This is a genomic window from Escherichia sp. MOD1-EC6021 (assembly GCF_002965245.1).
Taxonomy (GTDB): Bacteria; Pseudomonadota; Gammaproteobacteria; order Enterobacterales; family Enterobacteriaceae; genus Escherichia; species Escherichia coli_F.
The window spans coordinates 15,424-30,106 of sequence record NZ_PTRU01000039.1 but is presented as its reverse complement, the minus strand read 5'-3'; the positions used below and the strand labels follow the sequence as shown (position 1 = coordinate 30,106).

Sequence of the window (14,683 nt, the reverse complement as noted above, 5' to 3'; positions counted from 1 at the left end):
ATCCACCCGATCGCGATGGACGACGGTCTGCGTTTCGCAATCCGTGAAGGCGGCCGTACCGTTGGCGCGGGCGTTGTAGCAAAAGTTCTGAGCTAATTGCCGATAACATTTGACGCAATGCGCACTAAAAGGGCATCATTTGATGCCCTTTTTGCACGCTTTCGTACCAGAACCTGGCTCATCAGTGATTTTCTTTGTCATAATCATTGCTGAGACAGGCTCTGTTGAGGGCGTATAATCCGAAAAGCTAATACGCGTTTCGATTTGGTTTGCCTCGCGATCGCGGGGTGAAAATGTTTGTAGAATACTTCTGACAGGTTGGTTTATGAGTGCGAATACCGAAGCTCAAGGAAGCGGGCGCGGCCTGGAAGCGATGAAGTGGGTCGTTGTGGTGGCATTGCTCCTGGTAGCAATTGTCGGCAACTACCTTTATCGCGACATTATGCTGCCGCTGCGTGCGCTGGCCGTAGTAATTCTGATTGCTGCAGCGGGTGGTGTCGCGCTGTTAACGACAAAAGGTAAAGCTACCGTTGCTTTTGCCCGTGAAGCGCGTACCGAAGTCCGTAAGGTCATTTGGCCGACTCGCCAGGAAACATTGCACACCACGCTGATTGTGGCTGCGGTTACCGCAGTAATGTCACTGATCCTGTGGGGACTGGATGGTATTCTGGTTCGCCTGGTATCCTTTATCACTGGCCTGAGGTTCTGAGATGTCTGAAGCTCCTAAAAAGCGCTGGTACGTCGTTCAGGCGTTTTCCGGTTTTGAAGGCCGCGTAGCAACGTCGCTACGTGAGCATATCAAATTACATAACATGGAAGATTTGTTTGGTGAAGTCATGGTACCAACCGAAGAAGTGGTTGAAATCCGTGGCGGACAGCGTCGCAAAAGCGAACGCAAATTCTTCCCTGGCTACGTCCTCGTTCAGATGGTGATGAACGACGCGAGCTGGCACCTGGTGCGCAGCGTACCGCGTGTGATGGGCTTCATCGGCGGTACTTCCGATCGTCCTGCGCCAATCAGCGATAAAGAAGTGGATGCGATTATGAATCGCCTGCAGCAGGTTGGCGATAAGCCGCGTCCGAAAACGCTGTTTGAACCGGGTGAAATGGTTCGTGTTAATGATGGTCCGTTCGCTGACTTCAACGGTGTTGTTGAAGAAGTTGATTACGAGAAATCTCGTCTGAAAGTGTCTGTTTCTATCTTCGGTCGTGCGACCCCGGTAGAGCTGGACTTCAGCCAGGTTGAAAAAGCCTAACCTAGTGATCAAAAAAACGGCGATTTAATCGTTGCACAAGGCGCGAGATTGGAATACAATTTCGCGCCTTTTGTTTTTATGGGCCTTGCCCGTAAAACGATTTTTTATATCACGGGGAGCCTCTCAGAGGCGTTATTACCCAACTTGAGGAATTTATAATGGCTAAGAAAGTACAAGCCTATGTCAAGCTGCAGGTTGCAGCTGGTATGGCTAACCCGAGTCCGCCAGTAGGTCCGGCTCTGGGTCAGCAGGGCGTAAACATCATGGAATTCTGCAAAGCGTTCAACGCAAAAACTGATTCCATCGAAAAAGGTCTGCCGATTCCGGTAGTAATCACCGTTTACGCTGACCGTTCTTTCACTTTCGTTACCAAGACTCCGCCGGCAGCAGTTCTGCTGAAAAAAGCGGCTGGTATCAAGTCTGGTTCCGGTAAGCCGAACAAAGACAAAGTGGGTAAAATTTCCCGCGCTCAGCTGCAGGAAATCGCGCAGACCAAAGCTGCCGACATGACTGGTGCCGACATTGAAGCGATGACTCGCTCCATCGAAGGTACTGCACGTTCCATGGGCCTGGTAGTGGAGGACTAAGAAATGGCTAAACTGACCAAGCGCATGCGTGTTATCCGCGAGAAAGTTGATGCAACCAAACAGTACGACATCAACGAAGCTATCGCTCTGCTGAAAGAGCTGGCGACTGCTAAATTCGTAGAAAGCGTGGACGTTGCTGTTAACCTCGGCATCGACGCTCGTAAATCTGACCAGAACGTACGTGGTGCAACTGTACTGCCGCACGGTACTGGCCGTTCCGTTCGCGTAGCCGTATTTACCCAGGGTGCAAACGCTGAAGCTGCTAAAGCTGCAGGCGCTGAACTGGTAGGTATGGAAGATCTGGCTGACCAGATCAAGAAAGGCGAAATGAACTTTGACGTTGTTATTGCTTCTCCGGATGCAATGCGCGTTGTTGGCCAGCTGGGCCAGGTTCTGGGTCCGCGCGGCCTGATGCCAAACCCGAAAGTGGGTACTGTAACGCCGAACGTTGCTGAAGCGGTTAAAAACGCTAAAGCTGGCCAGATTCGTTACCGTAACGACAAAAACGGCATCATCCACACCACCATCGGTAAAGTGGACTTTGACGCTGACAAACTGAAAGAAAACCTGGAAGCTCTGCTGGTTGCGCTGAAAAAAGCAAAACCGACTCAGGCGAAAGGCGTGTACATCAAGAAAGTTAGCATCTCCACCACCATGGGTGCAGGTGTTGCAGTTGACCAGGCTGGCCTGAGCGCTTCTGTAAACTAATGCCTTTACGTGGGCGGTGATTTTGTCTACAATCTTACCCCCACGTATAATGCTTAATGCAGACGTATATCCGAGATATTCGGGTTGTAGCAAGGCGGCAACTGAGTGAGTCGCCAGGAGCATAGCTAACTATGTGACTGGTGCGAACGAAGGAAGCCAACGCCGCTACAAGCTGAATAGCGACGGATAGAAAAGATTTGTTCGTTGGAGCCTGGCCTATCCAGGCCTCCGTCGAAGACCGCAGGAGTTTCGCAAGAAACTTAATCCCCTGCGTAGACGGTGACAGAACGCTAAGATTATTCTTTTATATTCTGGCTTGTTTCTGCTCACCGTAATTAAGACGCTCTCTCCGTTTGGAAGAGTGAAGTGAGTTCCAGAGATTTTCTCTGGCAAACATCCAGGAGCAAAGCTAATGGCTTTAAATCTTCAAGACAAACAAGCGATTGTTGCTGAAGTCAGCGAAGTAGCCAAAGGCGCGCTGTCTGCAGTAGTTGCGGATTCCCGTGGCGTAACTGTAGATAAAATGACTGAACTGCGTAAAGCAGGTCGCGAAGCTGGCGTATACATGCGTGTTGTTCGTAACACCCTGCTGCGCCGTGCTGTTGAAGGTACTCCGTTCGAGTGCCTGAAAGACGCGTTTGTTGGTCCGACCCTGATTGCATACTCTATGGAACACCCGGGCGCAGCTGCTCGTCTGTTCAAAGAGTTCGCGAAAGCGAATGCAAAATTTGAGGTCAAAGCCGCTGCCTTTGAAGGTGAGCTGATCCCGGCGTCTCAGATCGACCGCCTGGCAACTCTGCCGACCTACGAAGAAGCAATTGCACGCCTGATGGCAACCATGAAAGAAGCTTCGGCTGGCAAACTGGTTCGTACTCTGGCTGCTGTACGCGATGCGAAAGAAGCTGCTTAATCGCAGTTATCTTTTTAACGCATTCGCTTACGTATAAACTTATTCTGATATTCAGGAACAATTTAAATGTCTATCACTAAAGATCAAATCATTGAAGCAGTTGCAGCTATGTCTGTAATGGACGTTGTAGAACTGATCTCTGCAATGGAAGAAAAATTCGGTGTTTCCGCTGCTGCTGCTGTAGCTGTAGCTGCTGGCCCGGTTGAAGCTGCTGAAGAAAAAACTGAATTCGACGTAATTCTGAAAGCTGCTGGCGCTAACAAAGTTGCTGTTATCAAAGCAGTACGTGGCGCAACTGGCCTGGGTCTGAAAGAAGCTAAAGACCTGGTAGAATCTGCACCGGCTGCTCTGAAAGAAGGCGTGAGCAAAGACGACGCAGAAGCACTGAAAAAAGCTCTGGAAGAAGCTGGCGCTGAAGTTGAAGTTAAATAAGCCAACCCTTCCGGTTGCAGCCTGAGAAATCAGGCTGATGGCTGGTGACTTTTTAGTCACCAGCCTTTTTGTGCTGTAAGGCGCCAGTAGCGTTTCACACTGTTTGACTACTGCTGTGCCTTTCAATGCTTGTTTCTATCGACGACTTAATATACTGCGACAGGACGCCCGTTCTGTGTAAATCGCAATGAAATGGTTTAAGCGTGATAGCAACAGGCATTGCGGAAAGTGTTCCATTTTCCGGTCAACAAAATAGTGTTGCACAAACTGTCCGCTCAATGGACAGATGGGTCGACTTGTCAGCGAGCTGAGGAACCCTATGGTTTACTCCTATACCGAGAAAAAACGTATTCGTAAGGATTTTGGTAAACGTCCACAAGTTCTGGATGTACCTTATCTCCTTTCTATCCAGCTTGACTCGTTTCAGAAATTTATCGAGCAAGATCCTGAAGGGCAGTATGGTCTGGAAGCTGCTTTCCGTTCCGTATTCCCGATTCAGAGCTACAGCGGTAATTCCGAGCTGCAATACGTCAGCTACCGCCTTGGCGAACCGGTGTTTGACGTCCAGGAATGTCAAATCCGTGGCGTGACCTATTCCGCACCGCTGCGCGTTAAACTGCGTCTGGTGATCTATGAGCGCGAAGCGCCGGAAGGCACCGTAAAAGACATTAAAGAACAAGAAGTCTACATGGGCGAAATTCCGCTCATGACGGACAACGGTACCTTTGTTATCAACGGTACTGAGCGTGTTATCGTTTCCCAGCTGCACCGTAGTCCGGGCGTCTTCTTTGACTCCGACAAAGGTAAAACCCACTCTTCGGGTAAAGTGCTGTATAACGCGCGCATCATCCCTTACCGTGGTTCCTGGCTGGACTTCGAATTCGATCCGAAGGACAACCTGTTCGTACGTATCGACCGTCGCCGTAAACTGCCTGCGACCATCATTCTGCGTGCCCTGAACTACACCACAGAGCAGATCCTCGACCTGTTCTTTGAAAAAGTTATCTTTGAAATCCGTGATAACAAGCTGCAGATGGAACTGGTGCCGGAACGCCTGCGTGGTGAAACCGCATCTTTTGACATCGAAGCTAACGGTAAAGTGTACGTAGAAAAAGGCCGCCGCATTACTGCGCGCCACATTCGCCAGCTGGAAAAAGACGACGTCAAACTGATCGAAGTCCCGGTTGAGTACATCGCAGGTAAAGTGGTTGCTAAAGACTACATTGATGAGTCTACTGGTGAGCTGATCTGTGCTGCGAACATGGAGCTGAGCCTGGATCTGCTGGCTAAGCTGAGCCAGTCTGGTCACAAGCGTATCGAAACGCTGTTCACCAACGATCTGGATCACGGCCCGTATATCTCTGAAACCTTACGTGTCGACCCAACTAACGATCGTCTGAGCGCACTGGTAGAAATCTACCGCATGATGCGCCCTGGCGAGCCGCCGACTCGTGAAGCCGCTGAAAGCCTGTTCGAGAACCTGTTCTTCTCCGAAGACCGCTATGACTTGTCTGCGGTTGGTCGTATGAAGTTCAACCGTTCTCTGCTGCGCGACGAAATCGAAGGTTCCGGTATCCTGAGCAAAGACGACATCATTGATGTTATGAAAAAGCTCATCGATATCCGTAACGGTAAAGGCGAAGTCGATGATATCGACCACCTCGGTAACCGTCGTATCCGTTCCGTTGGCGAAATGGCGGAAAACCAGTTCCGCGTTGGCCTGGTACGTGTAGAGCGTGCGGTGAAAGAGCGTTTGTCTCTGGGCGATCTGGATACCCTGATGCCTCAGGATATGATCAACGCCAAACCGATTTCCGCAGCAGTGAAAGAGTTCTTTGGTTCCAGCCAGCTGTCTCAGTTTATGGACCAGAACAACCCGCTGTCTGAGATTACGCACAAGCGTCGTATCTCCGCACTCGGCCCAGGCGGTCTGACCCGTGAACGTGCAGGCTTCGAAGTTCGAGACGTACACCCGACTCACTACGGTCGCGTATGTCCAATCGAAACTCCTGAAGGCCCGAACATCGGTCTGATCAACTCCCTGTCCGTGTACGCACAGACTAACGAATATGGCTTCCTTGAGACGCCGTACCGTAAAGTGATCGACGGTGTTGTAACCGACGAAATTCACTACCTGTCTGCTATCGAAGAAGGCAACTACGTTATCGCCCAGGCGAACTCCAACCTGGATGAAGAAGGCCACTTCGTAGAAGACCTGGTAACTTGCCGTAGCAAAGGCGAATCCAGCTTGTTCAGCCGCGACCAGGTTGACTACATGGACGTATCCACCCAGCAGGTGGTATCCGTCGGTGCGTCCCTGATCCCGTTCCTTGAACACGATGACGCCAACCGTGCATTGATGGGTGCGAACATGCAACGTCAGGCCGTTCCGACTCTGCGTGCTGATAAGCCGCTGGTTGGTACGGGTATGGAACGTGCTGTTGCCGTTGACTCCGGTGTAACTGCGGTTGCTAAACGTGGTGGTGTCGTTCAGTACGTGGATGCTTCCCGTATCGTTATCAAAGTTAACGAAGACGAGATGTATCCGGGCGAAGCGGGTATCGACATCTACAACCTGACCAAATACACCCGTTCTAACCAGAACACCTGTATCAACCAGATGCCGTGTGTGTCTCTGGGTGAACCGGTAGAACGTGGCGACGTGCTGGCAGACGGTCCGTCCACCGACCTCGGTGAACTGGCGCTCGGTCAGAACATGCGTGTAGCGTTCATGCCGTGGAATGGTTACAACTTCGAAGACTCCATCCTCGTATCCGAGCGTGTTGTTCAGGAAGATCGTTTCACCACCATTCACATTCAGGAACTGGCATGTGTGTCCCGTGACACCAAACTGGGGCCAGAAGAGATCACTGCTGACATCCCGAACGTAGGTGAAGCTGCGCTCTCCAAACTGGATGAATCCGGTATCGTTTACATTGGTGCGGAAGTGACCGGTGGCGACATTCTGGTTGGTAAGGTAACGCCGAAAGGTGAAACTCAGCTGACCCCAGAAGAAAAACTGCTGCGTGCGATCTTCGGTGAGAAAGCGTCTGACGTTAAAGACTCTTCTCTGCGCGTACCAAACGGTGTATCCGGTACGGTTATCGACGTTCAGGTCTTTACTCGCGATGGCGTTGAAAAAGACAAACGTGCGCTGGAAATCGAAGAAATGCAGCTCAAACAGGCGAAGAAAGACCTGTCTGAAGAACTGCAGATCCTCGAAGCGGGTCTGTTCAGCCGTATCCGTGCTGTGCTGGTAGCCGGTGGCGTTGAAGCTGAGAAGCTCGACAAACTGCCGCGCGATCGCTGGCTGGAGCTGGGCCTGACCGACGAAGAGAAACAAAATCAGCTGGAACAGCTGGCTGAGCAGTATGACGAACTGAAACACGAGTTCGAGAAGAAACTCGAAGCGAAACGCCGCAAAATCACCCAGGGCGACGATCTGGCACCGGGCGTGCTGAAGATTGTTAAGGTATATCTGGCGGTTAAACGCCGTATCCAGCCTGGTGACAAGATGGCAGGTCGTCACGGTAACAAGGGTGTAATTTCTAAGATCAACCCGATCGAAGATATGCCTTACGATGAAAACGGTACGCCGGTAGACATCGTACTGAACCCGCTGGGCGTACCGTCTCGTATGAACATCGGTCAGATCCTCGAAACCCACCTGGGTATGGCTGCGAAAGGTATCGGCGACAAGATCAACGCCATGCTGAAACAGCAGCAAGAAGTCGCGAAACTGCGCGAATTCATCCAGCGTGCATACGATCTGGGCGCTGACGTTCGTCAGAAAGTTGACCTGAGTACCTTCAGCGATGAAGAAGTTATGCGTCTGGCTGAAAACCTGCGCAAAGGTATGCCAATCGCAACGCCGGTCTTCGACGGTGCGAAAGAAGCAGAAATTAAAGAACTGCTGAAACTTGGCGACCTGCCGACTTCTGGTCAGATCCGCCTGTACGACGGTCGCACTGGTGAACAGTTTGAACGTCCGGTAACCGTTGGTTACATGTACATGCTGAAACTGAACCACCTGGTCGACGACAAGATGCACGCGCGTTCCACCGGTTCTTACAGCCTGGTTACTCAGCAGCCGCTAGGTGGTAAGGCACAGTTCGGTGGTCAGCGTTTCGGGGAGATGGAAGTGTGGGCGCTGGAAGCATACGGCGCAGCATACACCCTGCAGGAAATGCTCACCGTTAAGTCTGATGACGTGAACGGTCGTACCAAGATGTATAAAAACATCGTGGACGGCAACCATCAGATGGAGCCGGGCATGCCAGAATCCTTCAACGTATTGTTGAAAGAGATTCGTTCGCTGGGTATCAACATCGAACTGGAAGACGAGTAATTCTCGCTCAAACAGGTCACTGCTGTCGGGGTAAAACCCGGCAGCGGATTGTGCTAACTCCGACGGGAGCAAATCCGTGAAAGATTTATTAAAGTTTCTGAAAGCGCAGACTAAAACCGAAGAGTTTGATGCGATCAAAATTGCTCTGGCTTCGCCAGACATGATCCGTTCATGGTCTTTCGGTGAAGTTAAAAAGCCGGAAACCATCAACTACCGTACGTTCAAACCAGAACGTGACGGCCTTTTCTGCGCCCGTATCTTTGGGCCGGTAAAAGATTACGAGTGCCTGTGCGGTAAGTACAAGCGCCTGAAACACCGTGGCGTCATCTGTGAGAAGTGCGGCGTTGAAGTGACCCAGACTAAAGTACGCCGTGAGCGTATGGGCCACATCGAACTGGCTTCCCCGACCGCGCACATCTGGTTCCTGAAATCGCTGCCGTCCCGTATCGGCCTGCTGCTCGATATGCCGCTGCGCGATATCGAACGCGTACTGTACTTCGAATCCTATGTGGTTATCGAAGGCGGTATGACCAACCTGGAGCGTCAGCAGATCCTGACTGAAGAGCAGTATCTGGACGCGCTGGAAGAGTTCGGTGACGAATTCGACGCGAAAATGGGTGCGGAAGCAATCCAGGCTCTGCTGAAGAGCATGGATCTGGAGCAAGAGTGCGAACAGCTGCGTGAAGAGCTGAACGAAACCAACTCCGAAACTAAGCGTAAGAAGCTGACCAAGCGTATCAAACTGCTGGAAGCGTTCGTTCAGTCTGGTAACAAACCAGAGTGGATGATCCTGACCGTTCTGCCGGTACTGCCGCCAGATCTGCGTCCGCTGGTTCCGCTGGATGGTGGTCGTTTCGCGACTTCTGACCTGAACGATCTGTATCGTCGCGTCATTAACCGTAACAACCGTCTGAAACGTCTGCTGGATCTGGCTGCGCCGGACATCATCGTACGTAATGAAAAACGTATGCTGCAGGAAGCGGTAGACGCCCTGTTGGATAACGGTCGTCGCGGTCGTGCGATCACCGGTTCTAACAAGCGTCCTCTGAAATCTTTGGCCGACATGATCAAAGGTAAACAGGGTCGTTTCCGTCAGAACCTGCTCGGTAAGCGTGTTGACTACTCCGGTCGTTCTGTAATCACCGTAGGTCCATACCTGCGTCTGCATCAGTGCGGTCTGCCGAAGAAAATGGCACTGGAACTGTTCAAACCGTTCATCTACGGCAAGCTGGAACTGCGTGGTCTTGCTACCACCATTAAAGCTGCGAAGAAAATGGTTGAGCGCGAAGAAGCTGTCGTTTGGGATATCCTGGACGAAGTTATCCGCGAACACCCGGTACTGCTGAACCGTGCACCGACTCTGCACCGTCTGGGTATCCAGGCATTTGAACCGGTACTGATCGAAGGTAAAGCTATCCAGCTGCACCCGCTGGTTTGTGCGGCATATAACGCCGACTTCGATGGTGACCAGATGGCTGTTCACGTACCGCTGACACTGGAAGCCCAGCTGGAAGCGCGTGCGCTGATGATGTCTACCAACAACATCCTGTCCCCGGCGAACGGCGAACCAATCATCGTTCCGTCTCAGGACGTTGTATTGGGTCTGTACTACATGACCCGTGACTGTGTTAACGCCAAAGGCGAAGGCATGGTACTGACTGGCCCGAAAGAAGCAGAACGTCTGTATCGCTCTGGTCTGGCTTCTCTGCATGCGCGCGTTAAAGTGCGTATCACCGAGTATGAAAAAGATGCTAACGGTGAATTAGTAGCGAAAACCAGCCTGAAAGATACGACCGTTGGCCGTGCCATTCTGTGGATGATTGTACCGAAAGGTCTGCCTTACTCCATCGTCAACCAGGCGCTGGGTAAGAAAGCAATCTCCAAAATGCTGAACACCTGCTACCGCATTCTCGGTCTGAAACCGACCGTTATTTTTGCGGACCAGATCATGTACACCGGCTTTGCATATGCAGCGCGTTCTGGTGCATCTGTTGGTATCGATGACATGGTCATCCCGGAGAAGAAACACGAAATCATCTCCGAGGCAGAAGCTGAAGTTGCTGAGATTCAGGAGCAGTTCCAGTCTGGTCTGGTAACTGCGGGCGAACGCTACAACAAAGTTATCGATATCTGGGCTGCGGCGAACGATCGTGTATCCAAAGCGATGATGGATAACCTGCAAACTGAAACCGTTATTAACCGTGACGGTCAGGAAGAGAAGCAGGTTTCCTTCAACAGCATCTACATGATGGCCGACTCCGGTGCGCGTGGTTCTGCGGCACAGATTCGTCAGCTGGCGGGTATGCGTGGTCTGATGGCGAAGCCGGATGGCTCCATCATCGAAACGCCAATCACCGCGAACTTCCGTGAAGGTCTGAACGTACTCCAGTACTTCATCTCAACCCACGGTGCTCGTAAAGGTCTGGCGGATACCGCACTGAAGACGGCGAACTCCGGTTACCTGACTCGTCGTCTGGTTGACGTGGCGCAGGACCTGGTGGTAACCGAAGACGATTGTGGTACCCATGAAGGTATCATGATGACGCCGGTTATCGAGGGTGGTGATGTTAAAGAGCCGCTGCGCGATCGCGTACTGGGTCGTGTAACTGCTGAAGACGTTCTTAAACCGGGTACTGCTGATATCCTGGTTCCGCGCAACACGCTGCTGCACGAACAGTGGTGTGACCTGCTGGAAGAGAACTCTGTCGACGCGGTTAAAGTACGTTCTGTTGTATCTTGTGACACCGACTTTGGTGTATGTGCGCACTGCTACGGTCGTGACCTGGCACGTGGCCACATCATCAACAAAGGTGAAGCAATCGGTGTTATCGCGGCACAGTCCATCGGTGAACCGGGTACACAGCTGACCATGCGTACGTTCCACATCGGTGGTGCGGCATCTCGTGCGGCTGCTGAATCCAGCATCCAGGTGAAAAACAAAGGTAGCATCAAGCTCAGCAACGTGAAGTCGGTTGTGAACTCCAGCGGCAAACTGGTTATCACTTCCCGTAACACCGAACTGAAATTGATCGACGAATTCGGTCGTACCAAAGAAAGCTATAAAGTGCCTTACGGTGCAGTACTGGCGAAAGGCGATGGCGAACAGGTTGCTGGCGGCGAGACCGTTGCAAACTGGGACCCGCACACCATGCCGGTTATCACCGAAGTAAGCGGTTTTGTACGCTTTACTGACATGATCGACGGCCAGACCATTACTCGTCAGACCGACGAATTGACCGGTCTGTCTTCGCTGGTGGTTCTGGATTCCGCAGAACGTACCGCAGGTGGTAAAGATCTGCGTCCGGCACTGAAAATCGTTGATGCTCAGGGTAACGACGTTCTGATCCCGGGTACCGACATGCCTGCGCAGTACTTCCTGCCGGGTAAAGCGATTGTTCAGCTGGAAGATGGCGTACAGATCAGCTCTGGTGACACCCTGGCGCGTATTCCGCAAGAATCTGGCGGTACCAAGGACATCACCGGTGGTCTGCCACGCGTTGCGGACCTGTTCGAAGCACGTCGTCCGAAAGAGCCGGCAATCCTGGCTGAAATCAGCGGTGTGGTTTCCTTCGGTAAAGAAACCAAAGGTAAACGTCGTCTGGTTATCACCCCGGTAGACGGTAGCGAGCCGTACGAAGAGATGATTCCGAAATGGCGTCAGCTCAACGTGTTCGAAGGTGAACGTGTAGAACGTGGTGACGTAATTTCCGACGGTCCGGAAGCGCCGCATGACATTCTGCGTCTGCGTGGTGTTCATGCTGTGACTCGTTACATCGTTAACGAAGTACAGGACGTATACCGTCTGCAGGGCGTTAAGATTAACGATAAACACATCGAAGTTATCGTTCGTCAGATGCTGCGTAAAGCTACCATCGTTAACGCGGGCAGCTCCGACTTCCTGGAAGGCGAACAGGTTGAATACTCTCGCGTCAAGATCGCAAACCGCGAACTGGAAGCGAACGGCAAAGTGGGTGCAACTTACTCCCGCGATCTGCTGGGTATCACCAAAGCGTCTCTGGCAACCGAGTCCTTCATCTCCGCGGCATCGTTCCAGGAGACCACTCGCGTGCTGACCGAAGCAGCCGTTGCGGGCAAACGCGACGAACTGCGCGGCCTGAAAGAGAACGTTATCGTAGGTCGTCTGATCCCGGCAGGTACCGGTTACGCGTACCACCAGGATCGTATGCGTCGCCGTGCTGCAGGTGAAGCTCCGGCTGCACCGCAGGTGACTGCAGAAGACGCATCTGCCAGCCTGGCAGAACTGCTGAACGCAGGTCTGGGCGGTTCTGATAACGAGTAATCGTTAATCCGCAAATAACGTAAAAACCCGCTTCGGCGGGTTTTTTTATGGGTGTTATTCAGAGGGCAAATTCTTCACGGGAAATATTAAGAAAGGCAGGGCGAAACGAGGAAGAAGCTTTTCGCCCTGGACAACATTCCTGCTGACGGTACTAACATAAAAAAACGCAACGCTTTCAACAACCTTGCGTTTTTCATCTTCCGTAGCTGCTCGGAATAAATTTACGTTCTTACATTCTGTCTCATGTCCTTTGCGAGGCACGTCCCAGATAGCTGTCCCAGTCTTTCCATACCGGCTGCAAACCCTGAGCAGTTAATGCAGCAGCAACGGCTTCCGGCCTGCGATCGTCGTGCGGTGAGAATTGCTCCAGCTCCGGATGATTGTCGGCATAGCCACCAGGTTGCGTTTTCGAGAAGGCGCTGACGTTATTGATCGCCAGCGGAATAACGCGATCGCGAAACCACGGTGATTCCCGCGTGGAGAGTGACAGTTCAATCTCCGGCGCAAGTAGGCGGAAGGCGCAGATAGTTTGCACTAACTGGCGTTCATCCATAATCGACGCTGGCTCAATCCCGCCAGTACACGGGCGCAGGCGCGGGAAGGAGACAGAGTAACGGCTTTGCCAGTAATGTTGTTGCAGCCATAGCAAATGTTCGGCAACCATATAGCAGTCAACGCGCCAGCTGTCGGAAAGGCCGATTAGCGCGCCGAGGCCTATCTTATCTATCCCCGCACGGCCCAGCCGATCCGGCGTTTCCAGCCGCCAGAAGAAGTCCTGTTTTTTCCCTTTCAGATGATGGTGGGCGTATGTCGCCTCGTGATATGTCTCCTGATAAACCATCACCCCATCCAGACCAAGTTGCTTTAACTCGGCGTATTCCGCTTCCGCCAGCGGCTGTACTTCCATCTGTAGTGAAGAGAACTGTTCACGCAGGACAGGGAGGTGACGACGAAAGTAATCCATCCCCACTTTCGTCTGATGTTCACCAGTGACCAGCAATAGATGTTCAAAGCCCATCTCCCGGATAGCGGCGCTTTCCCTGGCGATATCCGCTTCATCCAGCGTTTTACGCTTGATGCGATTGCTCATGGAAAATCCGCAGTAAGTGCAGTCGTTAGCGCAAAGATTAGAGAGATAAAGCGGGACGTAGAAGCTGACGACGTTGCCAAATCGCTGGCGGGTCAGGCGCTGCGCCCGTTGAGCCAGTGGTTCCAGGTATTCACCGGCGGCAGGTGATAGCAATGCCATCATATCGTCGCGAGTGAGTTGCGAAACATTGAGCGCCCGCTCTACGTCAGCTGCCGTTTTGCTGTTGATTCGCAGGCGGATGTCGTCCCAGTCCAGTTGTCGCCAGCGATCACTGAAGGTTTTCATGCCGATGCCTCCAGAAATCCGGTCAGCGGGCTAGTGGCATGAGCAAAATGACTGCGACTGCCCGGCCCGGACTGACGTGCCAGCAGGCCGGCGTCTACCGCCAGACGAAATGCCTTCGCCATGTTGACGGGATCGTCCGCGACGGCAATCGCCGTATTCACTAACACCGCATCGGCTCCCATTTCAAGCGCCTGCGCGGCATGGCTGGGAACGCCAATGCCAGCATCAACGACCACCGGAACCGTGGCTTGCTGGATAATAATCTCCAGCATGGCGCGGGTTTCCAGTCCCTGATTAGAGCCAATTGGTGCGCCGAGCGGCATTACTGCTGCACAGCCCACTTCCTCCAGACGTTTGCACAACACTGGATCGGCACCGCAGTAAGGCAGCACGACAAATCCCTGTTGCACCAACGTTTCGGCGGCTTTCAGGGTTTCGATGGGATCGGGCAACAGCCAGCGGGCGTCAGGGTGAATCTCTAATTTTAGCCAGTTTGTGCCTAACGCTTCACGTGCCAGATGGGCGGCGAAAATAGCTTCTTCCGCAGTTTTCGCCCCAGAAGTATTCGGCAGCAGTGTCACACCCGCCGCGATAAGTGGATCGAGGATAGCATCGTTGTGTTGGCGCAAGTCGACGCGTTTCATCGCCAGCGTCACCAGTTGGCTGCCGGAAGTGCGGATCGCCTCCACCATCAATTGTGATGAGGCGAATTTCCCGGTGCCGGTAAACAGATGTGAATCAAACGTTTTGTCCGCAATACGTAACAT

Annotated in this window: 11 protein-coding genes; 9 read left to right on the top strand and 2 right to left on the bottom strand. The window is 52.5% G+C overall.

The window, feature by feature from the left end; all coding sequences use genetic code 11:
• The 9 genes from BEB54_RS24920 to rpoC all read left to right on the top strand — a co-directional run.
• Positions 1-96, top strand: a 96-nt coding sequence (locus BEB54_RS24920) for an elongation factor Tu (RefSeq protein ID WP_072106224.1), incomplete at its 5' end; no start/stop codon positions are given.
• Between the two features lie 229 nt (positions 97-325).
• On the top strand, positions 326-709 hold the full coding sequence (gene secE, locus BEB54_RS24915; protein WP_001275702.1) for a preprotein translocase subunit SecE: 384 nt from the start codon (positions 326-328) through the stop codon (positions 707-709).
• A 1-nt stretch (position 710) separates the two neighbouring features.
• On the top strand, positions 711-1,256 hold the full coding sequence (nusG, locus tag BEB54_RS24910; RefSeq protein WP_001287516.1) for a transcription termination/antitermination protein NusG: 546 nt from the start codon (positions 711-713) through the stop codon (positions 1,254-1,256).
• 158 nt (positions 1,257-1,414) lie between these two features.
• Positions 1,415-1,843, top strand: coding sequence for a 50S ribosomal protein L11 (rplK, locus tag BEB54_RS24905; RefSeq protein ID WP_001085926.1), 429 nt, complete (start codon positions 1,415-1,417; stop codon positions 1,841-1,843).
• A 3-nt stretch (positions 1,844-1,846) separates the two neighbouring features.
• Entirely contained in the window at positions 1,847-2,551 is a 705-nt protein-coding gene (gene rplA / locus BEB54_RS24900; RefSeq protein ID WP_001096680.1) for a 50S ribosomal protein L1, read from the top strand.
• A 412-nt stretch (positions 2,552-2,963) separates the two neighbouring features.
• Positions 2,964-3,461 (top strand): 50S ribosomal protein L10, encoded by a 498-nt coding sequence (rplJ, locus tag BEB54_RS24890; protein WP_001207201.1) that lies wholly within the window; start codon positions 2,964-2,966, stop codon positions 3,459-3,461.
• Between the two features lie 66 nt (positions 3,462-3,527).
• Positions 3,528-3,893, top strand: a complete 366-nt coding sequence (rplL, locus tag BEB54_RS24885) for a 50S ribosomal protein L7/L12 (protein ID WP_000028878.1) — start codon at positions 3,528-3,530, stop codon at positions 3,891-3,893.
• Positions 3,894-4,212: 319 nt separating this feature from the next.
• Entirely contained in the window at positions 4,213-8,241 is a 4,029-nt protein-coding gene (gene rpoB, locus BEB54_RS24880) for a DNA-directed RNA polymerase subunit beta (protein WP_001353730.1), read from the top strand.
• 76 nt (positions 8,242-8,317) lie between these two features.
• Positions 8,318-12,541 (top strand): DNA-directed RNA polymerase subunit beta', encoded by a 4,224-nt coding sequence (gene rpoC, locus BEB54_RS24875; RefSeq protein WP_000653947.1) that lies wholly within the window; start codon positions 8,318-8,320, stop codon positions 12,539-12,541.
• Positions 12,542-12,782: 241 nt separating this feature from the next.
• On the opposite strand, the gene thiH is transcribed toward rpoC, so the two are convergent.
• Together thiH and thiG are read right to left on the bottom strand one after the other, a co-directional pair.
• The gene (thiH, locus tag BEB54_RS24870) at positions 12,783-13,916 is read right to left on the bottom strand and encodes a 2-iminoacetate synthase ThiH (RefSeq protein ID WP_105277823.1); all 1,134 of its coding nucleotides are present in this window, start codon (positions 13,914-13,916) and stop codon (positions 12,783-12,785) included.
• Positions 13,913-14,683: a thiazole synthase gene (gene thiG / locus BEB54_RS24865; RefSeq protein WP_105277822.1), complete on the bottom strand. Its 771-nt coding sequence runs from the start codon at positions 14,681-14,683 to the stop codon at positions 13,913-13,915. Before thiG ends, thiH begins: the two co-directional genes overlap by 4 nt.